At 72.5% G+C, this 24,484-nt stretch carries 24 protein-coding genes; 11 read left to right on the top strand and 13 right to left on the bottom strand.

Annotated features, from left to right (window positions below; genetic code table 11):
- Positions 1–396: 396 nt before the first annotated feature.
- Together COUCH_RS06070 and COUCH_RS06065 are read right to left on the bottom strand one after the other, a co-directional pair.
- Positions 397–945, bottom strand: a complete 549-nt coding sequence (locus COUCH_RS06070) for a TIGR00730 family Rossman fold protein (RefSeq protein WP_249611112.1) — start codon at positions 943–945, stop codon at positions 397–399.
- A 1-nt stretch (position 946) separates the two neighbouring features.
- The gene (locus tag COUCH_RS06065) at positions 947–1,723 is read right to left on the bottom strand and encodes a TIGR00730 family Rossman fold protein (RefSeq protein WP_249611111.1); all 777 of its coding nucleotides are present in this window, start codon (positions 1,721–1,723) and stop codon (positions 947–949) included.
- Positions 1,724–1,919: 196 nt separating this feature from the next.
- Between COUCH_RS06065 and COUCH_RS06060 the strand changes: the two genes are divergently transcribed.
- Complete coding sequence (locus COUCH_RS06060) at positions 1,920–2,081, top strand: hypothetical protein (protein ID WP_249613966.1); 162 nt, start codon at positions 1,920–1,922, stop codon at positions 2,079–2,081.
- Positions 2,082–2,085: 4 nt separating this feature from the next.
- Here COUCH_RS06060 and dapE read toward each other — a convergent pair whose 3' ends face one another.
- The gene (gene dapE / locus COUCH_RS06055; RefSeq protein WP_249611110.1) at positions 2,086–3,159 is read right to left on the bottom strand and encodes a succinyl-diaminopimelate desuccinylase; all 1,074 of its coding nucleotides are present in this window, start codon (positions 3,157–3,159) and stop codon (positions 2,086–2,088) included.
- 46 nt (positions 3,160–3,205) lie between these two features.
- On the opposite strand from dapE, the gene dapD reads away from it, so the two are divergent.
- Positions 3,206–4,153: a 2,3,4,5-tetrahydropyridine-2,6-dicarboxylate N-succinyltransferase gene (gene dapD / locus COUCH_RS06050; RefSeq protein ID WP_249611109.1), complete on the top strand. Its 948-nt coding sequence runs from the start codon at positions 3,206–3,208 to the stop codon at positions 4,151–4,153.
- A 6-nt stretch (positions 4,154–4,159) separates the two neighbouring features.
- Here the strand turns inward: dapD and COUCH_RS06045 are convergent, their stop codons facing one another.
- From COUCH_RS06045 to COUCH_RS06035, 3 genes are read right to left on the bottom strand one after another with little or no spacing between them, the layout of a single operon-like run.
- Entirely contained in the window at positions 4,160–5,041 is an 882-nt protein-coding gene (locus COUCH_RS06045) for a hypothetical protein (RefSeq protein WP_249611108.1), read from the bottom strand.
- On the bottom strand, positions 5,041–5,568 hold the full coding sequence (locus COUCH_RS06040) for an RNA polymerase sigma factor (RefSeq protein WP_249611107.1): 528 nt from the start codon (positions 5,566–5,568) through the stop codon (positions 5,041–5,043). Before COUCH_RS06040 ends, COUCH_RS06045 begins: the two co-directional genes overlap by 1 nt.
- Positions 5,569–5,624: 56 nt before the next feature.
- A complete protein-coding gene (locus tag COUCH_RS06035) occupies positions 5,625–6,482 on the bottom strand; it encodes a LysR family transcriptional regulator ArgP (RefSeq protein ID WP_249613582.1) in 858 nt (285 codons plus the stop codon).
- Positions 6,483–6,548: 66 nt separating this feature from the next.
- Between COUCH_RS06035 and COUCH_RS06030 the strand changes: the two genes are divergently transcribed.
- Both COUCH_RS06030 and COUCH_RS06025 read left to right on the top strand, forming a co-directional pair.
- A complete protein-coding gene (locus tag COUCH_RS06030) occupies positions 6,549–7,142 on the top strand; it encodes a LysE/ArgO family amino acid transporter (RefSeq protein ID WP_249611106.1) in 594 nt (197 codons plus the stop codon).
- A gap of 43 nt (positions 7,143–7,185) precedes the next feature.
- Positions 7,186–9,876, top strand: coding sequence for an alpha/beta hydrolase family protein (locus COUCH_RS06025; RefSeq protein WP_249611105.1), 2,691 nt, complete (start codon positions 7,186–7,188; stop codon positions 9,874–9,876).
- Between the two features lie 12 nt (positions 9,877–9,888).
- On the opposite strand, the gene COUCH_RS06020 is transcribed toward COUCH_RS06025, so the two are convergent.
- The gene (locus COUCH_RS06020) at positions 9,889–10,305 is read right to left on the bottom strand and encodes a VOC family protein (RefSeq protein WP_249611104.1); all 417 of its coding nucleotides are present in this window, start codon (positions 10,303–10,305) and stop codon (positions 9,889–9,891) included.
- Positions 10,306–10,310: 5 nt separating this feature from the next.
- On the bottom strand, positions 10,311–10,760 hold the full coding sequence (locus tag COUCH_RS06015) for a helix-turn-helix transcriptional regulator (RefSeq protein ID WP_249611103.1): 450 nt from the start codon (positions 10,758–10,760) through the stop codon (positions 10,311–10,313).
- A gap of 98 nt (positions 10,761–10,858) precedes the next feature.
- Here COUCH_RS06015 and COUCH_RS06010 point away from each other — a divergent pair, with 98 nt between their 5' ends.
- The 3 genes from COUCH_RS06010 to COUCH_RS06000 all read left to right on the top strand — a co-directional run bounded on the left by COUCH_RS06010 (position 10,859) and on the right by COUCH_RS06000 (position 16,580).
- Entirely contained in the window at positions 10,859–11,899 is a 1,041-nt protein-coding gene (locus COUCH_RS06010; protein ID WP_249613581.1) for a MerR family transcriptional regulator, read from the top strand.
- 160 nt (positions 11,900–12,059) lie between these two features.
- Positions 12,060–15,269 (top strand): bifunctional diguanylate cyclase/phosphodiesterase, encoded by a 3,210-nt coding sequence (locus COUCH_RS06005; RefSeq protein WP_249611102.1) that lies wholly within the window; start codon positions 12,060–12,062, stop codon positions 15,267–15,269.
- Between the two features lie 72 nt (positions 15,270–15,341).
- Positions 15,342–16,580, top strand: a complete 1,239-nt coding sequence (locus tag COUCH_RS06000) for an aminotransferase class I/II-fold pyridoxal phosphate-dependent enzyme (RefSeq protein ID WP_249611101.1) — start codon at positions 15,342–15,344, stop codon at positions 16,578–16,580.
- Here COUCH_RS06000 and COUCH_RS05995 read toward each other — a convergent pair.
- Together COUCH_RS05995 and COUCH_RS05990 are read right to left on the bottom strand one after the other, a co-directional pair.
- Positions 16,546–17,073 (bottom strand): GNAT family N-acetyltransferase, encoded by a 528-nt coding sequence (locus COUCH_RS05995; protein ID WP_249611100.1) that lies wholly within the window; start codon positions 17,071–17,073, stop codon positions 16,546–16,548. The genes COUCH_RS06000 and COUCH_RS05995 overlap by 35 nt on opposite strands.
- Positions 17,048–17,434, bottom strand: a complete 387-nt coding sequence (locus COUCH_RS05990) for an ArsR/SmtB family transcription factor (RefSeq protein WP_249611099.1) — start codon at positions 17,432–17,434, stop codon at positions 17,048–17,050. The genes COUCH_RS05995 and COUCH_RS05990 overlap by 26 nt, the downstream gene beginning before the upstream one ends.
- A gap of 162 nt (positions 17,435–17,596) precedes the next feature.
- On the opposite strand from COUCH_RS05990, the gene COUCH_RS05985 reads away from it, so the two are divergent.
- Genes COUCH_RS05985 through COUCH_RS05975 form a run of 3 tightly spaced genes read left to right on the top strand, consistent with a single transcriptional unit; the run spans position 17,597 to position 20,193 of the window.
- Positions 17,597–17,968 (top strand): hypothetical protein, encoded by a 372-nt coding sequence (locus COUCH_RS05985; protein WP_249611098.1) that lies wholly within the window; start codon positions 17,597–17,599, stop codon positions 17,966–17,968.
- 57 nt (positions 17,969–18,025) lie between these two features.
- Entirely contained in the window at positions 18,026–19,090 is a 1,065-nt protein-coding gene (locus tag COUCH_RS05980; RefSeq protein WP_249611097.1) for a threonine aldolase family protein, read from the top strand.
- Positions 19,081–20,193: a DNA glycosylase AlkZ-like family protein gene (locus COUCH_RS05975; RefSeq protein WP_249611096.1), complete on the top strand. Its 1,113-nt coding sequence runs from the start codon at positions 19,081–19,083 to the stop codon at positions 20,191–20,193. Before COUCH_RS05980 ends, COUCH_RS05975 begins: the two co-directional genes overlap by 10 nt.
- A gap of 80 nt (positions 20,194–20,273) precedes the next feature.
- Here the strand turns inward: COUCH_RS05975 and COUCH_RS05970 are convergent, their stop codons facing one another.
- From COUCH_RS05970 to COUCH_RS05960, 3 genes are all read right to left on the bottom strand, one after another.
- On the bottom strand, positions 20,274–22,403 hold the full coding sequence (locus COUCH_RS05970) for a cellulose binding domain-containing protein (protein WP_430640891.1): 2,130 nt from the start codon (positions 22,401–22,403) through the stop codon (positions 20,274–20,276).
- 92 nt (positions 22,404–22,495) lie between these two features.
- A complete protein-coding gene (locus COUCH_RS05965; protein ID WP_249611095.1) occupies positions 22,496–22,798 on the bottom strand; it encodes a DUF1905 domain-containing protein in 303 nt (100 codons plus the stop codon).
- A 38-nt stretch (positions 22,799–22,836) separates the two neighbouring features.
- The gene (locus COUCH_RS05960; protein ID WP_249611094.1) at positions 22,837–23,556 is read right to left on the bottom strand and encodes a TetR/AcrR family transcriptional regulator; all 720 of its coding nucleotides are present in this window, start codon (positions 23,554–23,556) and stop codon (positions 22,837–22,839) included.
- A 28-nt stretch (positions 23,557–23,584) separates the two neighbouring features.
- Here COUCH_RS05960 and COUCH_RS05955 point away from each other — a divergent pair, with 28 nt between their 5' ends.
- Positions 23,585–24,445 (top strand): alpha/beta fold hydrolase, encoded by an 861-nt coding sequence (locus COUCH_RS05955; protein ID WP_249611093.1) that lies wholly within the window; start codon positions 23,585–23,587, stop codon positions 24,443–24,445.
- The last annotated feature ends 39 nt before the right edge of the window (positions 24,446–24,484 follow it).

Here is a 24,484-nt window from a genome sequence, read left to right as displayed (position 1 = left end):
ACATCGACAACCCTTGACGGCCGGCGGCGAAGCGAGGAGCGTCAGCGCTAAACCCATCTAGCAGACCCCCTGTCGAGCCGGCAGCCGCAGTCGCACCGGTTCGGCAGGGCCGGGGACGCCCCGCGGGCCCGCTCAGCCCGTACCCGCGGGCGGCGGTGGCCGGTATGCCGCCGGCATCCGCGGCGCCCCTTCGCCGCCGCGGGCCGCCGTGGGGCCGCGGCGACGAGAACCGGCCCGGCAGCGTCAAGCCGCCGGCAGCGCGGGAGCGTCGCGCACCGGGACGCGCCTCCGGTGAGAGCATGCCCCGGCGCGCCCACCGCGTCGCCCGGCGGGCTGCCGAGGCCCCGGTCACGCCGGGGACGGATGACTACCGCCCCCGGCGTGACACCTCAGCCCTCAGGCGGTGAGCGCCCGCTCGACGGCGTCCAGCGCGGCGTCGATCGAGGTGACCAGCGTGACCTGGGCGAGCGCGGGCCGGCGGACGAACCCGGTCTCGGTGATCTCGCCCAGCCAGCGCCACAGTCCGGTGTAGAAGCCGTCCGGGTCGAGCACGACGATCGGCTTGCGGTGCAGGTCGAGGGTGGCGGTCGTCCACACCTCGAACAGCTCGTCCAGGGTGCCGAGGCCGCCCGGCAGCGTCACGAACGCGTCGGAGCGCTCGATCATGATGTTCTTGCGGGCGCCCATGTCGGTGGTGACGACCAGCTCGTCGGCGGTGCGGTCGGCGACCTCGAGGTCCACCAGGGACTGCGGGATCACGCCGAGGGTGTGCGCGCCACCGGACCGGGCGCCGTCGGCGACCGCGCCCATCATGCCGACGCAGCCACCGCCGGAGACGAGCGTGTGCCCGCGCGGGCCGAGGGCTTTACCGAACGCGGTGGCCAGGTCGAGGTGCTCGCGGTCGATGGCGGACGAGGAGGCACAGAAGACGCAGATGGCCGCCACGTCACCGCTTCCCGTTGCCGTTGGCCGCGCGGTCGGCGTCCACGATCATCTTCACGGCTTCCCCGACGTCGTCGGTGAGCGTGATGAGGTCCAGGTCGTCGGAGCTCACCTTGCCGTCGGCGAGCAGCCGCTGCTTGATCCAGTCGAACAGCCCGCCCCAGTACGCGGAGCCCATGAGGATCACCGGGAAGCGGGTCACCTTGCGGGTCTGGACGAGCGTGACCGCCTCGAACAGCTCGTCCAGGGTCCCGAAGCCGCCCGGCAGCACGACGAAGGCCTGCGCGTACTTGACGAACATGGTCTTGCGGACGAAGAAGTAGCGGAAGTCGATGCCGATGTCGACCCAGTCGTTGAGTCCCTGCTCGAACGGCAGTTCGATGCCGAGCCCGACCGACATGCCGCCGGCCTCGGTCGCGCCGCGGTTGGCCGCCTCCATCACGCCCGGGCCACCGCCGGTGATCACCGCGTACCCGGCCTCGGCCAGGGCCGCGCCGAGCTGGGCGGCGAGCTCGCACTCGGGGCTGTCCGGCCGGCTGCGGGCGGAGCCGAAGACGCTGACCGCCGGCGGCAGGTCGGCGAGGGTGTCGAAGCCCTCGACGAACTCCGACAGGATCCGCAGGGCGCGCCAGGCGTCCTTCGTCTTCCACTCGCCCCGGTGGTGCGAGTCGAGCAGTTTCTCGTCGGCCGTGCTGGGCGGTATCGAATCACGCCGCAGCGTGACGGCGCCGCGATGACGCTCCTGGGGTACGCGCTCACGGCCGTTGGTGCTGTCCGTCATGGCACCCACGGTAGTGCGGACGGTCCGTAACCGGTGAATAACCGGTTGGGTTTCGGCAAGAGGATTGCGGCCCCGCGGCGTTTTTGCCAGATTGAAGCCACGGACGGTAGCTCCGCGACGTCTGTACAGTTACCAGACCCCCGCACGGCAGGCACGGCGACCGGCTCCGGCCGGGCATCTGGGCGAAGGAGCCACCGTGATGACCCGTTACGAGCGCATGAAGATGCAGCGCCGCATGCAGCGGCGAATCCGGCAGGTCGTCGAGGAACGCCGCCTGGCGGTCGCCCTGCGGCCGCCGGCCGACCCGGCGTTCGACCCCGAGACGACGGTCGAGATACCGCGACCGCAGCCGAGCTGACCCTTCAGTACGCCGACAGCCAGCGGTGCAGCGTGGCCGCGCCGTCCCTGATCTTCCCGATCTCGACGTGCTCGTCCGGGGCGTGCGCCAGCATCGGGTCACCCGGCCCGTAGTTCAGCGCCGGCACGCCCAGCGCCGCGAACCGGGACACGTCCGTCCAGCCGAGCTTCGCGGCGGGCTCGGAACCCACCGCGGTCACGAAGTCACGGGCCGGGGCCGCGTCCAGCCCCGGCAGCGCCCCGGGCGCCGAGTCGGTCACCTCGAGGTCGAAGCCGGCGAAGATCTCGTGCAGGTGGTCGAGGGCCTGCTGCTCCGTACGGTCCGGGGCGAAGCGCAGGTCCACCTCGACGGCGCACGCGTCCGGGATGACGTTGCCGGCCACGCCGCCGGATATCCGTACGGCACTCAGCCCTTCACGGTACGTACACCCGTCGATGGTGACCGTGCGCGGGCGGTAGTCGCCCAGCCGTCGCAGCACCTCCCCGGCGGCGTGGATGGCGTTCACTCCGCGCCACGCCCGCGCGGGGTGCGCCCGGCGCCCGTGGGTCCGTACGGTCACCCGCAATGTGCCCTGGCAGCCGGCCTCGACCACCCCGTACGTGGGCTCCAGCAGGACCGCGAAGTCGGCGGCGAGCCACTCCGGACGGTGCTGGGCGAGCAGGTGCAGACCGTTGAACCGGCTCTCGATCTCCTCCGCCTCGTAGAACAGGTACGTCAGGTCGTAGCGAGGGTCGGGCAGGGTGGCCGCGAGGTGGAGGGCCAGGGCCACACCCGACTTCATGTCCGCGGTGCCGCAGCCGTAGATGAGGTCGTCCACCACGGTCGAGGGCAGGTTGCCGTGGACCGGAACGGTGTCGAGGTGCCCGGCGAGCACGATCCGCTGGTCGCGGCCGAGGTCCGTACGCGCCATCACGGTGTTCCCGTGGCGCTCGGTGCTCAGGTGCGGCGCCTGCCGCAGGACGTCCTCCACACAGTCGGCGATGACCTTCTCGTCGCGCGAGACGGACTCGATGTCCACCAGGGTGCGGGTGAGCACCACCGGATCGACCAGCACGTCCGGGGTCAGGGGGTTTCCCATGAGCCGCACACTACCGGCCGGACATGCCCTAGTAGGGTTTCGCGGTGTGAGTAGCGCGATCTCGACCTCGGCAGCCTGGGGCATCGGCCTCGCCACCGTCACCGCCGACGGGACGGTCCTCGACACCTGGTATCCGGCGGGCTATCTCGGCCTCGGCGCCCTGCCGGAGGACGCACCCACCCTGCCCGCCGGCCTCGTCGGGCCCAAGGCGCTCGCCGGGCTCTCCACCGTCGAGGTGCGCACCGAGGTGGCGTCGCTGGCCGACCCGATCAAGGACTCCGCGGACGCGTACCTGCGGCTGCATCTGCTCTCGCACCGGCTGGTACGCCCCAACGAGCAGAACCTCGACGGCATCTTCGGCCAGCTCGCCAACGTCGCGTGGACGTCGGCCGGCCCGTGCCCGCCGGACCGGGTGGACGAGCTGCGCCTCATCGAGCGCGCGGCCGGCCGGCACCTCTCCGTGTACGGCGTCGACAAGTTCCCGCGGATGACGGACTACGTGGTGCCCACGGGCGTACGCATCGCCGACGCCGACCGGGTGCGGCTCGGCGCCCACCTGGCGAGCGGGACCACCGTCATGCACGAGGGGTTCTGCAACTACAACGCCGGCACGCTGGGCACGTCGATGGTCGAGGGCCGCATCGTGCAGGGCGTCGTGGTGGGCGACAGCTCGGACGTCGGCGCCGGCTCGTCGATCATGGGCACGCTCTCCGGCGGCGGCAAGGACAAGGTGTCGATCGGCGAGCGCAGCCTGCTCGGCGCGAACGCGGGCATCGGCATCTCGCTGGGCGACGACTGCGTGGTCGAGGCGGGCTGCTACATCACCGCCGGCTCCAAGATCACGCTGCCGGACGGCCGCGTGGTGAAGGCGCGCGAGCTGTCGGGCGTCGACAACCTGCTGTTCTGGCGCAACTCAGTCACCGGCGCGCTCGAGGCCCGCCCCCGCAAGGGGACGGGCATCGAGCTCAACGCGGCGCTGCACGCCAACGACTGAGGTTCGTCAGGGCGCCTTGATGGTGACCGGCTCGTTGAAGTCGTAGAAGTCGATCGTGGCGAGCGGGTCCTGTCCCTGGATCGTGCCGCCGATGCGACGGACGAGGTTGTCGGCCACCCAGATGTCGACCGTCACCTGGGAGCTGTAGCCGGCGACCCCGTCGAGGCCGAACCAGCCGAGCTCGGTGTCGGGCAGCTTGGTCAGGGCCACGGCAGGGTCGGCGTCACTCGTACGCTCCGGGATCGTGAGGCGGTAGTGCGTGGCGTCCAGGCCGCGGACGTTCTCCGTGCCGATCTTCTGCACGTTTCCGTCACTGACCGCGGCACGGACGACATCGCCCGCCGCCTTGGTGAACGGCACCATCTTCTCGTCGGCGGAGAGCTTCGTACGGGTGGTCTTGCCGCCGGCCGGCGTCGTGTATTGCTGATTCCCCACGACGATCGTGGTCTCCGAGGTTCCCTCGCCCTTGGTGACGATGCGATAGTCGTCGCCGTTCACCTCGCCCTCCCCGCTGAATCCGCCACCGCCGTGCACGGCCTCGCTGAACTTCAGCGACTTGACGTTCTGCGTCTTCTCGGCGGCCGCCAGCAGGATCGACGGGCCGGAGGCGGTCGGCGCCACGCTCGGCTGCGAGTTGCCGGTGACGGCGACGGTCACCGCGACAGCCGCGGCGGCGACCCCGGTGGCCAGCGCGGCGAACAGCGCACGGCGCTTCGCCCGCCGCGGCGCCGCGGGGGTCTCGGTGACACGGATCGGTGTGGTGGTCTGGGTCATGGCCTTCTCCAGAATGGCTTGGTAGCGGGCTGATCCCGGCGCCGGAGGGGCGTCACGGAGAACGGGATCCAGCGCGCCGAGCCGCTCGATTCCACGGTCGTCGTCGGCGGTCATCAGCGATCACTCCCCTTTCCGCGGGATTCGGTACGTACCTGTTCGGAATCCGGGGAATCTCGCCGCTCGAGTTCGCGGAGAAGACGGGCACGGGCTCGGTAGAGGCGCGACGACACATTCGCCGCCGTGATGTCCAGAACGGTGGCGATGTCCAGGACGCTCAATCCGTCCCAGGCGCGCATGAGCAGCAATTCCCGGTCGTCCTCGGACAGCTCTGCCAATGCTTCCCAGACGAGCCCGTCCGGCTGGTACGCGACCGGCTCTCCCTGCACGGTCGCCAGGCGCAGATGCAGGTTGAGCCGCCTCTGGGTGGCGCGCCGATGGTTGGCGAGCACGTTGCGGGCCACGCCGAACAGCCACAGCCGGCCGTCGACGGACGGTATCTGCGTACGCCTGCGCCACGCGACGGCGAACGTCTCGGCCGTGACGTCGTCGGCGTCGGAACCGGAGTCCGTACGCCGGCGGGCGAAGCCCCACACGTCCGTGAAGTTCGCCGCGAAGAACCCGTTGAATTCTTCTTCGGTCATGGAGCCCTCCGCCCTCGGTTGCCCCTTCCTGTCCGGCAGGACGTGGATCTCGCCGGTCAGCGCAGAACTTTTTCGGCGGCGGCGCGGACGGCTGCGGTCAAGGTTGTCAGAATCGTCGACTCGAGGCGCCAGTACTGCCAGTACAGCGGCACGTCGAGGTGGCGGCCCGGGGTGAGTTCGGCGAGCCGGCCGGAGGCCAGATCGGGGCGGGCGAGCTGTTCCGGGACCATGCCCCAGCCGAGGCCCAGCCGGATCGCGTCGACGAAGGCGGCCGCCGCCGGGACGTAATGGAGCGGCGGGTCGAGGTGCCGGCGTGTCACCGAGGCGAGGAAGCGGTGCTGCAGCCGGTCCTTGCGGTTCAGCACGATCATCGGTGTCGTGGCGAAGCCGTCGAAGACCCCCGGCGCCGCCACGGCGAGGTAGCGCATCGCGCCCAGCCGTTCGACCCGGCAGCCCTGCACGGCGGTGTGCTGGGCGGTCACCGCGGCCATGGCCGTACCGGCGCGGAGCAGGTCGGCGGTGTGATCCTGGTCGTCCTGGTGCAGGTCGAAGCTGAGCGCCGGGTCCGCGGGCAGGGCGGCGAGCGCCGGCAGGAACCAGGTGTGCAGCGAGTCGGCGTTGACCACCACCGCGATCCGGGTACGGCCACCGCCGCCGAGCGCCCCCCGGGCAGCGTCGAGCGCCTCGCGTTCCAGCAGCGCGACCTGACCGGCGAGGCGTACGAGGGCCTGGCCCGCCGCGGTCGGCTCGGCGGGCTTGGTGCGCCGGACCAGCACCTGGCCGACCGCCTGCTCCAGCGCCTTGATCCGCTGGCTCACCGCCGAGGGGGTCACGTGCAGTGCCCGCGCGGCCGCGTCGAAGCTGCCCTCGCCGATCACCGCGTGGAACGTCGCGAGCTGCACGGCGTCCATCAGTTCTCCTTAACTTCCTGAAGAATCTTTAGCTGGAGAACAGCATGGCACCGCCCTAGCGTCGACGTCGTGCTCACCTCCGCCCTCGCCGGTTTCGCCGCGTCCGTCGTGCTCATCGTCGCCATCGGCGCGCAGAACGCCTTCGTGCTGCGCCAGGGACTGCGGCGGGAGCACGTACTCCCGGTGGTGGTGGTCTGCGCCGTCTCCGACCTGGCGCTGATCGCGGCCGGCATCGCCGGCCTCGGCGCCGTCGTGGCCGCGCGCCCGGTGGCCGTCACCGTGATCCGGTGGGCCGGGGCCGCCTTCCTCCTCGCGTACGCCGTGACGGCCGCCAAGCGCGCGCTCAAGCCGGCCGTCCTGTCCCCCACCGACCGCGGCCCGGCGACCCTGCGGGCGACATTGCTCACCTGCCTCGCGCTGACGTATCTGAACCCGCACGTGTACCTGGACACCGTCCTGCTGCTCGGGGCGGTCGCGCAGCAGCATCCGCACCGATGGTTCTTCGGCGTGGGGGCCGCCGCGGCCAGCGCCGTCTGGTTCACCGGGCTGGGACTGGGCGCGCGGCGGCTGGCTCCGGTGCTGGCGCGGCCCGGGGCGTGGCGGGTCCTCGACGGCCTGATCGCGGCCGTCATGGCGGGTCTCGGGATCGCGCTGCTTGTTTAGAAGGTCATCGACCGATTTGCACGTATCGAGTAGACACGGGCGCATGCGCAGACTTCTCGTGTCGGCCGCGCTCGCCGCGGCCGTGGTGATCGGATCCGGAGGGCAGGCCTGGGCCGCCCCGCCGGCCGACCCCGCACCCTCCGCCGGCCTCCCGGCCGGCTGGTCCGTCCAGAACGGACACCTGACCTGGCACTCCGACAAGCGGGTGCCGATGGGCGACGCCGCGGTCGAGTTCTGGGCCGGTGACCGGCTGCTGGGCCGGCCGCGCGCCCAGCGTGACCAGCAGACCTTCAAGCTGGACCTGGGCGAGGTGACCAGCCTCGACTCGCTGCAGGTCCGCGCCGGCGGCAAGCGCCTGGACGAGGCCGCCCCGGCCGCCCGCCGCCGGTCCGCCGCGCCCGCGGCGAGCACGCCGGCGCCGCAGGCGAAGAACCCCGTCGACCCGGGCGTCAAGGGCCCCTACCGGACGGTCCGCGGCGAGTACTCCCTGGCCGGCGTCAAGCTCCCCGACTTCCCGGCGAAGGTGGAGATGCAGGCCGTGGTCGTCGCGCCCAAGGGCGCGCCGGGCAAGCGGCCCCTCGCGCTGTTCCTGCACGGGCGGCACTCGATCTGCTACAACGGCGCCGACGAGGACGCCCCGCAGGACTGGCCGTGCCCCCGGGGCACCAAGCCGATTCCGAGCTACCGCGGCTACCTGCAGGCCCAGGAGCTGCTGGCCTCGCAGGGCTACGTGACGGTGTCGATCTCGGCCAACGGCATCAACGGCCAGGACTACGCCGCCGAGGACGGCGGTGCGCAGGCCCGGTCCTCGCTGGTCCGCCAGCACCTGGCGAAGTGGGCCGCCTGGGCCGGCACCGGCCGCTCCGGCGCCCCCTCGATCGTGCGCTCCGCGCCGCGTGCCGACCTGTCCAAGGTGTTCCTGATGGGTCACTCCCGTGGCGGCGAGGGCGTCAGCCGCGCCGCGATGGACACGCTCACCCCGCCGCCCTCCGCCCAGGACGGTTACCACGGCAAGGTCCGCTGGACGATCCGCGGCCTGCTGCTCATCGGCCCGACCATCTTCGGGCACAACCCGGTGCCGGACGTGCCGTCCGCGACGATCCTGCCCGGCTGTGACGGCGACGTCTCCGACCTGCAGGGCCAGATCTTCATCGACGAGACCCGCGGCGTGAGCCGGGGCAAGGCGCTGCACAGCTCGCTGTACGTGGTCGGCGCCAACCACAACTACTTCAACACCGAGTGGACGCCGGGACAGGCGGCCGCACCCGCGTGGGACGACTTCTGGAGCGAGGAGCCCGACCCGGTCTGCTCGCCCGGCGCCCCGACCCGCCTGACCGCCGCGCAGGAGCAGAAGGCCGGCGCGACGTACATCGCGGCCGCCGCGCGCCTGTTCGTGGGCCGCGACGACCGGGTCCGCCCGCTGCTCGACGGCAGCGGCGTCCGGGCCCCGTCGGCCGACCCCGCACGGGTGCTCAGCCACGCCATCGGCGCCAACCGCACCGCCGCGCTGATCCCGTCGCCGGCCGTCGCCACCAGCGGTGCCCGGATCTGCGCCGAGATCGCCGACGACGCCGGCGCCTGCCTGGAGCCCGACGACTGGACGCAGCGCTCCGCGCACTTCGTCTCGTTCAACGGCGTCTCGCCCGAGCCGGGCCGGTACGCGGCCGACCTGAAGTGGACGACGGCGGACAAGCCGGTCACGCTCAAGGCGCCCAAGCCGATCACGCTCGCCGGCCACAAGGCCCTCGCGCTGCGACTCATGGTCGCGCCGAACAGCACCGGCAACCGCTTCGGCGTCGCCGCGATCGGCACGGACGGGCACCGTACGCAGCTGGGTGAGGTCCGCGCCGACGGGCTGCCCGGCACGGAGTACACGACGTCGTGGTGGGCGCAGGAGCTGCGCGTACCGCTCAAGGGCCTGCGCGGCAAGGTGGCGAAGCTGGAGCTGACGCCGCGGACGGCGAGCGGACGGGCGTTCCTCATCGACGCCTGGGGCTGGAACCCGGGCACCCCCGACCCGCGCGAGACCTCCCTGCCGCGCATCGACATCGGCAGCCTGAAGGTCAAGGAGGGCAACTCCGGCACCAAGACGTACCAGGTGCCGGTCAAGATCACCGGCCGGGGCGGCGGCAAGGTCCGGCTGTTCATGACCGACGCGGTGACGTACAAGAGCACGTCGTGGCTCGCCACCGTCCGCCCGGGCGCCCGGACCATCCCGGTGCCGGTCAAGGTGAAGGGCGACACGCTGTACGGCCAGGACGAGGGCAAGATGGTCGGCGCCAAGGCCGAGCGCGGCTTCGTGATCGGCGACTACCAGGGCGGCGTCGACGTCCGCAACGACGACCCGGCGCCGAAGCTCAGCCTGGGCACGGCGACGGACAAGGTGGCCGAGGGCGGCACGCTGCGCTGGCAGGTGAAGCTCTCCGCGCCGGCCGAGACGCCGTTCGACATCTGGGCGTCTCCGCAGAAGCCGGCGAGCGGCACCGAGCTGTCCAGCACCGACGTCGACCCGGCCTGGTTCCAGGAGTTCGCGTACGAGGACCCCGAGCCGTCCCGGCCGCTGTCGTCGACGTACCTGACGGCGTACACGACGATCGAGCCGGGCAAGACCAGCGGTGAGATCACCGTCCCGACGGTGACGGACAGCGTCGCCGAGTCGGACGAGATCGTTCAGCTGCAATTCGGCGAGGAGACCGGCCTCGGCACGGTCACGGGTACGGTCACCGGCAACTGACCGTCCGTCGCGTCACCCCTCCGGGTACTGGGAGAACCTGACCATGTTCCCGGAGGGGTCGCGGAAGGCGCAGTCGCGCACGCCGTACGGCTGATCGATCGGCTCCTGGAGCACCTCGGCGCCGGCCGCCCGTACCCGGTCGAAGGTCTTGTCGCAGTCGTCGGTGCGGAAGATGATCCCCGGCAGCAACCCCTTCGCCAGCAGGTCCGCGGTGGCCCGCCGATCGGCCTCCGAGGTGTGCGGGAAGTAGCCGGGGATCTCCAGGCCGATCTCGACGCCCGGCTGGTCCGGCGCGCTCAGGGTCAGCCACCGGTTGTCCTCGAACTCGACGTCCGCGCGCACCTCGAGGCCGAGGACGTCGCGGTAGAACGTCAGAGCCTCGTCGTAGTCGTGCACGATGAGGAAGCAGTGCGACAGGGAAATCGTCATGCCGCTCACGCTAGGGCGCTGCGGGCCCCCGGCGCTTCTCCAGATCTGATCGGTTGGCCCAGGCCACGGGCGATGCACCCGGGTACGCCGGCCACCTCGTCATGCGCGCGGGCGCGATAGGCGCTCGGCGTCTGCCCGACCAGCTCGGTGAAACGGGAGCTGAACGAGCCGAGCGACGTGCAGCCCACCCGGACGCACGCCTCGGTCACGCTCACGTCGCCGCGGCGCAACAGGGCCTTGGCGCGTTCGATCCGGCGCGTCATCAGGTACGAGTACGGGGTCTCGCCGTACTCGGCACGGAAGCGGCGCGCGAAGTGGCCCGCGGACATGTGCGCCGTCCGCGCGAGCGCCGGGACGTCGAGCGGCTGGGCGTACTCGCGGTCCATCCGGTCCCGGGCCCGGCGCAGCAGCGGCAGGTCGTCGCTCTTGCCCCGGGCCCGCCCGCCCGTCACCATCTCGACTCACGTGCCATGCCGTGCACGATGACACAGAGGTGCGGGATTTGACCCTCGACCTTGTCGAGGCACCAGGGTTCCGCGGTGTGGAGAGCGAGATGCGCGGGATCGGCGAGGTGTCCCGGGCCAGCGGCCTGGGGGTCAGCGCCCTGCGGTTCTACGACCGGGCCGGCGTGCTGGTGCCGGCCGAGGTGGACCCGGTGACCGGCTACCGGCGGTACCGCGAGGAGCAGATCCTCGCCGCCCGCCTGGTGGCCGGGCTGCGCCGGGTCGGCATGCCGGTCGCGGACATCGGCCGGGCGGTCGCGGAGCTGCCCGACCCCCGGACCGTCCGCACGCTGCTGGACGAGCACCTGCGCCGGCTGGAGGACGGCCTCGCCGACGCCCGCCGCGAGCTCTCCCGACTCCATCACCTGCTGGACGCCGAGGAGACCACCATGACCCGCATCACCCTGCCCGCCGCCGCGCTCGCCGCCGCCCTCGACGCGGTCCGCTTCGCCGCCTGCGCCGACCCGGCCCTGCCGATGATCAACAGCGTGTTGCTGGAGACCGGCGCGGAGGGCGTGCTGACCGTGGCCGCCACCGACCGGTTCCGGCTCGCCGTCGCCGAGGCCGCCGCCACGGTGGCCGGGCCGCCGGTCCGGGCCGCCGCGCCGCTGTCCTTCGTCGACCAGCTGCGCCCGCTGCTCACCGGAACGGTCACGCTGCTGCTGGACGACGCGACGCTGGTCGCCGAGACGCCCGCGGGCCGCGCCGAGGCCCGGCCCCTGGACGTGGACTGGCCGGACCATCGCCGCCTGGTGACGCTCGACGCCCCCGGCGCCCGGCGGGTCACCGTGGACGGGCCCGAGCTGCGCGCCACCCTCGGCGCTGCCACCACGGTGACCCGCGAGCACGAGGGCCGCCGGTTCGAGGTCGCGATCCTCACCGTGGGGCCGGCCGGCGAGCTGCGTACGGCCGACGCGCACGCCTGGGCGGCCGACGCCGAGGCGCACGTGGCGGTCAACCGGGAGTACCTGCTGCAGGCGCTGGACGCGGGCGGCCCGGGACAGCTGGTGCTGGAACTGGACGGTCCGATCAAGCCGCTGGCCGTACGCGGCACCACGGGCTTCTCCATTCTCATGCCGGTACGCCATTGAACCTGTAGCGTCGTCGCAGGCCGGCTAGTACGATCCCGAGAACTTCGCGTGCGATGCATCCGTCACCGCGCGTCGACACTCAGTCCTGATTCCCCGATGCCGAACAAGAGGTAGTGACGCCAGTTCACGGCAGGCACAGTCGCGGCCCGGGCAGGTTGCCTTGAGTACAGACGAGCGCTTTTCCGTCGAGGGTCGCCCAGGCGACGCGCGCCGCTGGCGTGCCGCCGGGCGGCGCTCGGCGACCGGCGTGGCCGTCCCGGTCGAGGAGCGGCCGGTCGGCGTCGGGCCCGGGCCGGATCTCGGTGTCCTGCGCCGCCTGGAGGCGGCCGGCTCGGGGGCCGGGACCGACGCGGCACGGGCGCGCCGGGATTCCCTGCTGAGCCGGGCCATGCTGGCGCACATCGCCCTGTCGTTCTGCCTGATCGGCATCTACCTGGTGCTTCCCGGGCCGGTGGTGGCGGCGTGGGCGTTGATCGTCCTGTCCTCGCTGACCGCCTTCGCCGTCGGCGTCACGCTGAACGCCCCTCGGCGCCGGGCGCCGTGGCTGCTGCTGGGCGGTGGTTACGGCGCCTTCGTGGCGGGCACCGTGGTGGCCCTGTTCATGCCGGGCGACTTCCCGTCCCCCGCGGACCTGGTGTTCCTCGGTGTCTCGTCGCCGCTGCTGGTGGCCGGCCTGCTCGGGCTGACCCGGTCGGGTGCCCGGCTGCCCGACCGCGCCGGCATGCTGGACGCGGTCATCCTCACCATCGGCGTCGGGTTCCTCGCCTGGACGTTCCTGATCAATCCGTTCCTGCAGGACCCGACGCTGAGCCCGCTGGAGAAGGCCGTCTCGATCGCGTACCCGCTGACGGATCTGCTGATCCTGGCGATCCTCGCGCGGCTGGGCGTGAGCGCGACCCGCAACACCAGCCTGGTCTTCCTGCTGATCTCCGGTGCGGCGCTGCTGACCGCGGACGCGCTGTACGGCCTCAGCCGCCTCGGCGGCTTCTGGCAGCTGGGCAGCCCGAGCGACGTGGGCTGGCTGCTCTTCTGCGTCGCCGGTGGCGCGGCCGCCCTGCACCCGTCGATGATCCGGGCCACCGAGCCGCAGGTGCTCAGCAGCACCCAGGTATCGCTGCGCCGGGCCGTGCTGACCGTGGCGTCGCTGCTGGCCCCGGCCGCGCTGCTGGTGCAGGCGCTGCGCGGCCCGGTCACCGACGGCGTTCTCATCGCCGTGGTGTCGGCTGCGCTGATCGTGCTGTCGCTGGCCCGGATGTCGGCCGTCGCCACGAGCCTGCGCCAGACGCTGGCCCGCGAGCGGGAGCTGCGGCTGGCGTGCGAGGCGCTGCTGGTCTGCACCGGGACCGAGGAGGCGACCGACGTCCTGCGCCGCGCGGTCGGGCACATGCTGCCGCCCGGCACGCAGCACCGGGTGGTGCTGATGGTGCACGACGACCCGGAGATCACCCCGGCCGATCCGGTGCCCGCCGGCGCTCCGGGTGGCGCGCTCGAGCTGCGGTACGTGGTGACGCTTCCGCCGGAGGCCGCCGAGCCGCTGGCGGCCTTCGAGCTGGCGCTGTACTGCCGGCTGGCGGTGGGCCGTACGTGGATCGGCGACCTGTACGTCGGCACGGAGGAGCGGGCGATCATCGACCTGCAGGAGGCGCTGCCGGTGCTCGCCGGCCAGGCCGCCACGATGATCGACCGCATCCGGCTGAACCGGGAGATCAGCCGCCGCGACAGCCAGGCCTACTTCCGGACGCTGGTGGTCAACGCCACCGAGGTGATCGCCATCCTCGGCGACGACAACACGATCACGTACGTGAGCCCCGCGGCGGAACCGGTGATCGGCACGGCCGGCCTGGTGGGCACCGGCGTCCTGGACCTGATCGATCCCGCGCAGCGCGACGAGGTCCGCCACGAGCTGGACGCCGCCCGCCGCGGGCGCACCGGCGACGCGCTGAACCTGTGGCGCGTACGCCGTACCGACGGCGAGCTGATCTACACCGAGGCGGCCATCGGCGACATGCGTTCGGAGCCGGGCGTGCACGGCCTGGTCATCACGTTGCGCGACGTCACCGAGCGGCGCCGCCTCGAGGAGGAGCTGCTCGCCCGGGCGTACGTGGATCCGCTCACCGGGCTGGGCAACCGGCTGCAGTTCCAGGACGACGTGGCCGCGGCGGCCGCCGGGCGGGACGGCGGCACCTGCGGCGTCATGGTGTGCAACATCGACGGGTTCCGCACGGTCAACGACACGATGGGCCACGAGGTCGGCGACGAGTTGCTGATCGCCGTCGCCAAGCGGCTCTCCGCCGCGCTCGCCGGCCGCGGCACCGTCGCCCGCCTCGGCGCCGACGAGTTCGGCATCGTGGTCCGGGACGCGCCGGACGTGGCGTACCTGGAGAAGCTCGCCGACCAGATCGTGGGCGTGTCCACCGAGTGGTTCCACGCGGGCGGCAGCCTGGTCGCGGCGTACCTGCGCGCGGGCGTGTCGACCACCGCCGACGCCCACACCGCCAAGGAGCTGCTCGGCCAGGCGGACGTCGCCCTGGACACCGTGTCGGCCGGCGACGGGCCGCGCTGGCGGCGCTACGAGGCCTCCCTGCACGAGGAGGTCCTCGACCGGATGCAGCTGCGCAAGGACCTCGACCGCGCGTTCGCCGAGGACGCGTTCCGGCTCGCGTACCAGCCGATCGTCGAGCTGGGCAGCACGCGTACGGTCGGTTTCGAGGCGCTGCTGCGCTGGCAGCACCCGCAGCGGGGCATGGTGTCCCCGGCCACCTTCATCCCGCTCGCCGAGGAGTCGGGGCTGATCGTCGAGCTGGGCGCCTGGGTGCTGCGGACGGCCGTGGCCACCGCCGCCGCCTGGCACCGGGAGCACCCGCGGGACACGCCGTACGTCAGCGTGAACGTCTCGGTCCGGCAGTTCCGCTCGCCCGACTTCGTGGACCAGGTCTTCGACGAGCTGACCCGCTCCGGGCTGCCGGCACACCTGCTCACGCTGGAGATCACCGAGAGCCTGCTGCTGGGCGAGCACGAGCGGATCCACACCGACATCGCCCGCCTGCGCCGGGCCGGGATCAAGATGTCCATCGACGACTTCGGTACGGGCTACTCGTCGCTGAGCTACCTGCACCGGGTGCCGGTGGACACGCTGAAGCTGGACAAGTCGTTCGTGGACACCATCACCGGCTCGCAGCAGCAGCTCGACCTGGTTCGCGGCATCATCCAGCTGGCAGGCACGCTGAACCTGGACGTGGTGGCCGAGGGCATCGAGACGCAGGAGGAGCACCGGCTGCTGACCGAGGCGGGCTGCCGGCTGGGTCAGGGCTTCCTCTTCGCGCGGCCGCTGCCCGAGGAAGAGGCGCGCCGGCGCGTGGCGAACGCGTGATTCATTGAGCCCATCGTCACACTAAGGGCTGTTAACTGGACGATGCATCCTTGAGCGTGCGTAGCATCGCGCATGCTCCTCCCCGCCCCCACCGCGTCCTCTCCCGCCGCCGAGTCGGCCTATCGCAGCGTCTCCGACCTGGCCCGCGCCGGGCTGTGGGACCAGGTCATCGACGAGATCGACGGCCGCGAGATCCGGATCGGCGACCGCTGGTTCGTGGACTACGCCTCCTGCAACTACCTCGGTCTCGACCTCGACGACGAGATCATGGCGGCGATCGACGTGCAGGTCCGGCGCTGGGGGACGCACCCGAGCTGGTCGCGGATGCTGGGCAGCCCCCGGCTCTACCCGATGATCGAGGAGCGGCTGACCGCGCTGCTGGGCGCGCCGGACACCCTGGTGCTGCCGACGATCAGCCAGATCCACCTCTCCGTCATCCCGGCCCTCGCGGGCAAGGGTCACGTGCTCATGGACTCGCGGGCCCACCGCACCATCTACGACGGCTGCGTGCACGCGCGGGCCCTCGGCGCGACCGTCCAGCGGTTCCGCTCCGAGAGCGTGGAGCACCTCGCCGAGCTGCTCGCCGCCATCCCCGCGGGCGAGCCCGTGCTGGTCTGCATGGACGGCGTCAACAGCATGACCGGCAACACCCCCGATGTGCCGGCGTTCGCGGAACTGTGCCGCCGCCACGGCGCCACCCTCTACATCGACGATGCGCACGGCTTCGGCATCATCGGCGAGCGTACGGACGACGAGACCTCGCCGTACGGCAGCCGCGGCAACGCCGTGATCCGCCACTACGGGCTCGACTACGACAACGTCGTGCTCGTCGGCGGCTTCTCGAAGGCGTACTCGTCGATGCTCGCCTTCGTCGCGTGCACCACGCCGGTCAAGGAACACCTCAAGATCGCCGCCCCGCCGTACCTCTACTCCGGGCCGGTGCCGACCGCCTCGCTGGCGACCGTGCTGGCCGGGCTCGAGGTCAACGACGCCCGCGGCGAGGTGCTGCGCGGGGAGCTGTACCGCAAGACCCGGCGGGTGCTCGACCACCTCGACGGCATGGGCGTGCAGACCCCGAACGTCTCCGGCTACCCGCTCGTGCAGATCCCGCTCACCGACGGCGAGCGCCTGCCCGAGGTGGCCCAGACCCTGCTGGAGCGGGGCATCTACGTGACGCTCGCGCCGTACCCGGGCGTACCGAAGGACCAGGTCGGCTTCCGCATCCAGATGACCGCCGCGCACACCGACGAGCAGATCGACAGGCTGCTGGCCACGCTCACGGAGCTCGACGGGGTGCTGCGCCGCCGCTGACGGAATCGGCGCGCAGGTCGCGTACCCAATGGGCGCAGCGCAGCGGGCGACCCTCGTAGTCGAGGTCGCAGTCCTCGCCGCGGGCGAAGCCGAGCTTGCGCAGGATCGCGTTCGACGGGCCGTTCGTGACCGCGGGGAAGGCGTGCAACAGCCCGACCCCGCGGTCCCGCGCACGCGGAAGGAGCTGCTGGAACGCCTCGAAGGCCACGCCGCGCGCCTGATGCCCGGGCACCAGCATGGCGCCCAGCTCGTGGATCGGCCGGGACTCCCACTCCGACCGCCAGATCGCGATGACGCCGACGGGCACCGCCTCGCCCTCCGGCAGAATCGTGAAGATCAGGTCCCCGGCGGCGACCTCCGCGAGCCGCCGCCGGTGCACCCGGTCGGCGTGCTCCTCGTCGCCGGCGCCGCCCAGATGCCCCACGACCTGCGGATCGGTCTCCAGCCGCAGGGTCAGCCCACGGTCCTCATCGGCGTACGGACGAAGTTGCATGGCTTCTGCCTACCAGTTCGCCGGTGGGCGCCGCGACACCCCCGAGCAGCTGGACGAGCAGCTCGTCCCGGTCGGTCAGCACGGCGCCGAGCAGCCGCCGGCCGACCGCCAGCAGCGCCGCGACGTCCGGGGTGCTGAGCGCGTACACCACCAGCGAACCCTCCCGCGTCGAGGTGACCATGCCGGCGCGGCGCAGCACCGACAGCTGCTGGGACAGGTTCGACGCCTCGACGTCGATCTCGGCCAGCAGGTCACGTACGGGCAGCGGACCGTCCTGCAACAGCTCCAGCACCCGGATGCGGACGGGATGCCCGAGGGTCCGGAACAGTTCCGCCTTCGCCTGGTAGAGGGGCTTCGACACGTCTGAACCATGGCAGAACGCGGCCCGCGGCGACGTACGCCCGGTGCGACGGCCGTACGTTGCTGAATTGAGCAGTTGAAGAAGTTCGCACATCGGGTGCGATCCCGCGGCCGCGGGCCGGGCCATCCTCGCCATCGACACCAGTCATGACAGGAGGACCCCATGCCCGAGATGGACGTCGCCCTCAAGGACGCGATGCAGATCAGTGGCGCCCTCGGCGCCGCGCTCGTCGACTCCGGCAGCGGAATGGCGCTGGGGCTCGTCGGCGGCACGGCGGACCTCGACATGACCGTCGCCGCGGCCGCCACCACCGACGTCGTACGGGCCAAGCTGCGCACGATGCAGATGCTCGGCCTCGACGACTCCATCGAGGACATCCTCACCACCATGGACGGGCAGTACCACCTGATCCGGCCGCTCACCTCGCGCAGCGGCGCCGGCCTCTTCCTCTACCTGGCGCTGGACCGGGCCAAGGCGAACCTGGCGATGGCCCGGCACCAGCTGCGCCGCGTCGAGGCGACGATCGACCTCTAGGGCGCTTCCTGGGCCGACCGGCCTGACAGGTCGCCGCGGACCCGCGAGACTGGGGGCGTGGATGAGGCAACCCGGGCCCGGTGGGCCGCCTGCACCGACTCGTTCCTGGGCAACGGCCTCGTCCGTCCCCGGGACCTGATCGCCACCGTCGACCCGGACGCCGTGCCGGACACGTACGGCGAGGGCGGCGTCGTCGCCGAGCTGGAACGGCACGTCGCCGCCCTGCTCGGCAAGCCCGCCGCGGTCTTCCTGCCCAGCGGCACGATGGCGCAGGCGGCGACCCTGCGCGTGCACGCCGACGCCCGCGGGCCCCGGACCGTGGTGTGGCATCCGTACTGCCACCTCGAGCGGCACGAGGGGCAGGCCCATCAGCGGCTGCACCAGCTCGTCGGGCGGCACGCGGGCGAGCTGGAGCGGCCGCTCACCCTCGACGACGTGCGGGCGGTCGCGGAGCCGGTCGCCGCGCTGCTGCTGGAGCTGCCGCAACGCGACCTCGGCGGCCGGCTCCCGCCCTGGGACGACCTCGTCGCCCAGACCGGCTGGGCCCGCGACCGGGGCGCCGCCGTCCACCTCGACGGCGCCCGTCTCTGGGAGGCCACGGCCGGCTACGAACGCTCCCCCGCCGAGATCGCCGCGCTGTTCGACACCGTGTACGTGTCGTTCTACAAGGGCGTCGGCGCGCTGGCGGGCTGCTGCGTGGCGGGTTCCGGGAGCGACGTCGACCAGGTTCGCGAATGGCGCGGCCGGCTCGGCGGCACCCTGTACGGCATGTGGCCGGCGGCTTCGTCCGCGCTCACCCTGCTCGACGCCGCGCTCGACGAGATGCCGGCGCGGATGCGTCACGCCCGGGCCGTCGCGGACGCGCTGGCCGGCGTACCGGAGGTCCGGGTCGTGCCGGACCCGCCGCAGACGCCGATGATGCACCTGCTGTTCGCGACCTCCGCGGAGGCCTACCGGCTCAACGCGAAGCGGCTGGCCGAGGAGACCGGCCTGTGGGTGTGGCCCAGCGCGATCTCGACCGGGGACCCCGGCGTGGTCCGCACCGAACTCTCGGTGGGTCGGGCCACGCTGCGCCACAAACCCGCCGCGATCGCCGAGATCCTCGCGGGACTGTGCGACTAGCCGTGCCGGCCCACCAGCTCACCCGGCGTGACGCGCGGCGGATCGCCGTACGGGCCCAGCTGCTGCACCGGGAACGGCCGGCCACGATGCCGGACGTCGTACGCCACCTGACGATGCTGCAGGTCGACCAGACCGCCGCGGTCGCACCCAGCGCGGACCTGGTGCTGTGGAGCCGGCTGGGCACGGCGTACGACCCGGCCGAGCTGTCCACGGCGCTCGCGGACCACACCCTCATCGAGCTCCGCGGCCGGATCCTGCCTCGCGAGGACGTGGCGCTCTACCGGGCGGAGATGGCCGGCTGGGCGACCCGCACCGGCCTGCGCCCGTGGGAGGAGGACGTCCGCGAGTGGGTCGACGCCAACGACGACTGCCGCCGCGACATCCTGCGCCGCCTGGAGATCGAGGGGCCGCTGCCGGCGTCGGAGCTGCCCGACACCTGCGCCGTACGGTGGAAGTCGTCCGGCTGGAACGACGACCGCAACGTGCTCAAGCTGCTGGACTTCATGGTGCAGCGCGGCGAGGTCGCCGGGGCGGGGCGGCGCGGCCGGGAACGGCTGTGGGACCTGGCGAGCCGGATCTACCCCGACGAGACGGTGCCGGAAGAGGAGGCGCTGCGCCTGCGCAACGAGCGCCGGCTGCGGGCGCTGGGGATCGCCCGGCCCCGTGGCCCGGAGTGCCCGGTGGAGCCGTCCGACGTGGGCGCGGCGGGCGAGCCGGCGGTGGTCGAGGGCGTGAAGGGCGTCTGGCGGGTCGATCCGGCGTACCTGGACCGGGGCTTCTCCGGACGGGCGGCGCTGCTGTCACCGCTCGACCGCCTGGTCTTCGACCGCAAGCGGATGGCCGAGCTCTTCGAGTTCGACTACACGCTGGAGATGTACAAGCCGGCCGCACAGCGCCGCTGGGGCTACTACGCGCTGCCGATCCTGTACGGGGACCGCCTGGTCGGCAAGCTCGACGCCACGGCGGACCGCAAGGCGGGGGTGTTCCGGGTCGACGCGGTGCACGAGGACGCCCCGTTCGGCAGGACCACGGCGGCCGCCGTACGCCGGGAGATCGAGAACCTGGCGCTCTGGCTGCGCCTCGACCTGGACCTCCCGGGATGACGAACTGCTCGAGGACGTGGCGAGGGCCGAGCCCGCCGCGGCGGACCCGGCCCTGTCCGTGGCGCGGACGGCGGAGCTGATCAGCCGGTCGAGCACACCGTCCCGTTCAGCGTGAACGCGGCGGGCAGCACGTTCGGGCCGCTGTAGGAGCCGACGAAGCCGACCGAGGTCGTACCGTTGGCGGCGATGGCGGCGTCGCTGGTCACCCGGACGGTCGTGCCGGTCTGCTGCCAGGTCGCGTTCCAGCCGCTGCTCACGCTCTGCCAGCCGGTCGGCCAGGTGAACGCCAGCGTCCAGCCCGCCACCGGCGCGGACGTGTTGTTGGTGATGTCCACCGAGCCGACGAAGCCGTTGCCCCAGTCGTTGGTGTCCGCGAAACGCACGGTGCAGGCCGACTGCGCCGGGGCCGCCGTCGTGAACGTCAGCGGCAGCGACGACCACGAGGCCGTGCCGCCCGTGTCCCGGGCCACCACGGTGACGGTGTACCGGCGGCCCGGCTCGAGGTTGCGGGCGGTGAAGGTGGTGCCGGTCGTCTCGCCGAGCTGCTCGCTCGCGCCGGCGGTCTGCCGGTACACCTCGTACTTGGCGATCGGGCGGGAGCCGGCCCGGGCGGCCGGCCACGAGATCGTCGCGGTGCGGTCGGTGACCGCGCCGGCCACCGGTCGGCCCGGCTGCTGCGGCGGCGCGGCGTCCGTGCGGGCCGGGTGCAAGGTCATAAGCGTCAGCGAGTACGCCGGGAGCACCTGGCCGGAGACGTCCCCGGTGCCACCGGTCTGCACCGCGTCGCCACCGTTGAGGTACGACGAGACGGCCGGGGCGGCGTCGGACGGCGTCCACCCGTGGAACTGCAGGGCCGCGGTGTGCGCCCGGTCCGGGTCCTTGTTGACCAGCAGCACGGCGAGATCACCGTTCGCCCGCCGCGACGCGTGCGCGGTCACCAGCGGATTGCCGGTCCCGGCCCGGACGAGCTGGTCACCGGGCCGCGCGAAGCCGGCCACCAGGTCCAGCCCGTGGTACGGCGCGAACGGCGTGTTCAGGGCCGGCTCGCACACCGACCCGTCGGCCAGGCAGCCGCCGCTGGACAGCAGCCCGAAGTCGCCGTAATCGGTCTGCCCGGCGACGGTGGAGACGGTGCCGATGCCGTTGTGCACGTTCCACCACTGCACGGTGAACACGCCGTTCTCCAGCAGCCCGCTGTAGGCGTCGGCCAGGAACAGGGCGCCCGGTTGCGTGTCCGGCCCCACCCCGACGCTGGTCTCGGTGAGGCTGATCCCGATCCGGCCGGCGCCGGGACCCGCGTACCGGTCGATCTGCTCCCGCAGCAACCGCGTGGCGTCGCCGATGTGTTCGGTGCGGCTCAGCGCCTCGGCCGCGGTGCCGCCACCCGGATACCAGTGCACGTCGACGAAGTCGATCGCGGCGCCGGCCAGCCGGAGCACCGTCTGGTTCCACGTACCGTCGTCGCCGGCGGCCACGATCCCGTCGGGCCAGTTGCCCGGCATCGTCAGGACGGCGCCGACCTTGATGTCCGGGTCGACGGCCTTCATCGCCCGCGAGTACGCGACCACCTCGGACGCGTACTGGGACGGGCTCTTGTCGGCGTGGTCGTCGGCCTCCCACGCGGAGCCGTAGTGCCCGTTGCCGTAGTTCTCGTTGCCGATCGTCCAGTACGTGGCGTCGTACCCGTTGGTGACGTTGGCGTACCGGACCCAGTCGGCGGCCTCCTGAGCCGTCCCGGTCCCGTAGTTGGCGATGATCATCGGCTCGGCGCCGACGCGCCGGGCGGCGGCCATGAAGGTGTCGAAGTCGGTGCCGGGAGCCACGTATCCGCCGGGGGCGGTGTGGTCGCGCCAGTGGTAGATGTCGGCGTACGAGCCGCCGGGGTAGCGCAGCATCCGGACGCCGGCGTTCTTGAGCAGGTCGGAGACGGCGGGCTTGCCGAGCTCGGTATCCCAGATGGCGTGGTTGACGCCGATGGCGGTGGTCGGGACGGTGGCGAGCCCGGCCCTGACGTCGACATCGACGGTGACGTCGGCCGCAGCCGAACTCGTCAGCGCGGAGGCGGCCGCACGAGACATGGCTGCCGGCGACGCTGCTGCGGCCGAGGCCGCAGTGGGAGCGGCCAGGGCGGGTGGGGTGGCGGATGCGGCGGTGACCGCGGCGAGCAGGGCGGCGCTCGTCAGGGCACGCCGCAGGGGCGAGGTGTGCACAGTGATCTCCCGGAGCTGAGGTCGGGTGTGGGAGCGCTCCCATACTCCGCCGCCCAGAGATCGCTGTCAATGAACCGAGTCAGTACGGCCGTTCAGAGGTCGACCACCTCCACCGCCACCGCCGCGACGTTCCCCACCTCGAGGGACTCCGCCGTGCGGATGGCCCGCTTCACCGGCAGCACATAGGCCTGACGCCCCGAGTCGGGGAAGATCGACGTGCGCCACGAACTCCCGCCGATCGTCGCGCGCACCCGCAGGGAGCCGAACCCGCGGCTCAGCCCGCCGGCCCGCTCCCGGATCTCCGCGGAGGCGTCCACCGGCAGGCTGACGAACGTCCAGCTCTCCGTCTTGCGAGCCGCCCAGAGCCACGGCTCCGCCTCGAAAACCACTTCCACGGCGGCAGCCTCCCACGCGGGTACGACACAATCCGGCCTCACGCGCCCGGCAGCCCCCGGGTCAGCAACCGCACCGATTCACGCAGCGCCTCCCGGGGCGCCGCCCGCCAGTCCGGCGTCACCGGCTGGAGCGAGGTGGACAGCGGGTACCGCTCGGCGAAGTCCGGGATCACGGTGCGCGTGGCCGCCACCCGGGCGCTCCACTCCTCCATGCCGGACCGGTCGAGTCCGGCGTACGCGGCGGCGGTCCCGGCTGTCGCCCGTACGGTCGCATAAAGCGTGGTGACCGCAACAGCTCGCGCCTGCGGTGGCACGTCCCACCGGTCCAGGATCCGCAGCAGCCGTTCCAGCCAGTCCTGCTCGTTGGGGCCCTGACTCGCCTGCGACCACGGCCGTTCGGCGAGCCACGGATGGGCGACGTACACCTCGAAGAGCGCCTCCGCCCATGCCCCCAGCGCCTCCGGGAGCCCTGCCTCCGGGTCGTCCCAGGCCGGCATGGCGGACGCGTGGTCCTGCATCAGGGCGAGCATGTCCTCTTTCGTGCCGACGTACGGATAGAGCGCCATCGCGGTCTTGCCGATCAGCGCCGCGACCGAGCGGGTGGTCACCGCCGCGAGGCCGTCCCGGTCGGCGATCCCGATGGCGATCCGCAGGATCTCGTCGAGGTCGAGTTGCCGCTGCGGGCCGCGCCGCGGGCCGGGCACGGCCGCGCCCCGGTGCCGCCAGAGCCGGCGGACGTGCACCTCGGGGTCGCCCATCATACTCCTTACATTGTATAGTGTTTCCATGACGACGGCTCAGCTCCACGACGCCGCCCTCGACGTGACCATCCTGGGCGACGGACCAGCGGTTCTGCTCCCGGTCAGCATGCAGGTTCCCGGCCCCGAGGCCGCGGAGCAGATGCGCGCGTGGGGCGCCGACCCCACGCTCGGCCGCACCCTGGCCAGCGCTCTTGCCGACGCCGGCCTGCGGGTCGTCGCGGCCGACTACGAAGGCCACCTCGCCGCCCATCCCCAGCACCACACCCTCACCGCCGCCCAGGTCGCACAGGACCTGCTCGCCATCGCCGACGCCGCGGGCGCCGAGCGGTTCGCCTACTACGGCTACTCGTGGCTCGCCCTGGCCGGCCTCCAGCTCGCGATCCGCACCGACCGGCTGACCGCGCTGGCCATGGGTGGCTTCCCGCCGCTCGGCGGCCCCTACGAGCCGATGCTGACCGTCACCGAGGCCACCTACCGTATGGCCCTCGCCAACCGTGCCGATCCTCCGGCTCCGGCCGCCGACGTGCAGCCGGGCGACTGGGACGCCACCGAGGTCACCGTGAGCCCGGAGCAGGCCGGGCAGTACCTCACCCTCTACGAGTCGCTGCGCGGCTTCGACGAACGAGCGGCCCTCGACCGGGTCCGGGTGCCGCGGCTCGCCTTCGCCGGCGAGAACGACGACATTCAGTACGGCGAACGCTGGGGCGGGGCGTACGTGGGGCTCGCCGACGGGCTGAAGCAGCACCGTGACGAGCTGGTCGCCCGCGGCTGGACCGTCGAGGTGGTCCCCGGCGCCGACCACATCGCGGCCATGCAGGCGCGGACGGTCGTGCCGATCCTCGCGCCCTGGCTGACGGCCCACCTCCTCCGGCCGCCCCAGGAGTAGGTGGCCGGTTTCGGGGGTACGACGCACTCGTCATCACGG

The sequence above is a fragment of the Couchioplanes caeruleus genome (assembly GCF_023499255.1).
Classification (GTDB): domain Bacteria; phylum Actinomycetota; class Actinomycetes; order Mycobacteriales; family Micromonosporaceae; genus Actinoplanes; species Actinoplanes caeruleus_A.
This window is presented reverse-complemented; position numbering and strand designations above follow the sequence as displayed.

Excerpts from the sequence above, each read along its gene's own strand:
- COUCH_RS06020 (WP_249611104.1), bottom strand. The coding sequence starts at position 10,305 with ATGACGATTTCCCTGTCGCACTGCTTCCTCATCGTGCACGACTACGAC.
- COUCH_RS06010 (WP_249613581.1), top strand. The coding sequence starts at position 10,859 with ATGCGCGGGATCGGCGAGGTGTCCCGGGCCAGCGGCCTGGGGGTCAGC.
- COUCH_RS06045 (WP_249611108.1), bottom strand. The coding sequence starts at position 5,041 with ATGACCGCCGACGACGACCGTGGAATCGAGCGGCTCGGCGCGCTGGAT.
- COUCH_RS06025 (WP_249611105.1), top strand. The coding sequence starts at position 7,186 with ATGCGCAGACTTCTCGTGTCGGCCGCGCTCGCCGCGGCCGTGGTGATC.
- dapE (WP_249611110.1), bottom strand. The coding sequence starts at position 3,159 with ATGGGAAACCCCCTGACCCCGGACGTGCTGGTCGATCCGGTGGTGCTC.
- COUCH_RS06015 (WP_249611103.1), bottom strand. The coding sequence starts at position 10,760 with ATGGTGACGGGCGGGCGGGCCCGGGGCAAGAGCGACGACCTGCCGCTG.
- COUCH_RS05960 (WP_249611094.1), bottom strand. The coding sequence starts at position 23,556 with ATGGGCGACCCCGAGGTGCACGTCCGCCGGCTCTGGCGGCACCGGGGC.
- COUCH_RS05995 (WP_249611100.1), bottom strand. The coding sequence starts at position 17,073 with ATGCAACTTCGTCCGTACGCCGATGAGGACCGTGGGCTGACCCTGCGG.
- COUCH_RS06040 (WP_249611107.1), bottom strand. The coding sequence starts at position 5,568 with ATGACCGAAGAAGAATTCAACGGGTTCTTCGCGGCGAACTTCACGGAC.
- COUCH_RS05955 (WP_249611093.1), top strand. The coding sequence starts at position 23,585 with ATGACGACGGCTCAGCTCCACGACGCCGCCCTCGACGTGACCATCCTG.
- COUCH_RS05985 (WP_249611098.1), top strand. The coding sequence starts at position 17,597 with ATGCCCGAGATGGACGTCGCCCTCAAGGACGCGATGCAGATCAGTGGC.
- COUCH_RS06065 (WP_249611111.1), bottom strand. The coding sequence starts at position 1,723 with ATGACGGACAGCACCAACGGCCGTGAGCGCGTACCCCAGGAGCGTCAT.
- COUCH_RS06000 (WP_249611101.1), top strand. The coding sequence starts at position 15,342 with ATGCTCCTCCCCGCCCCCACCGCGTCCTCTCCCGCCGCCGAGTCGGCC.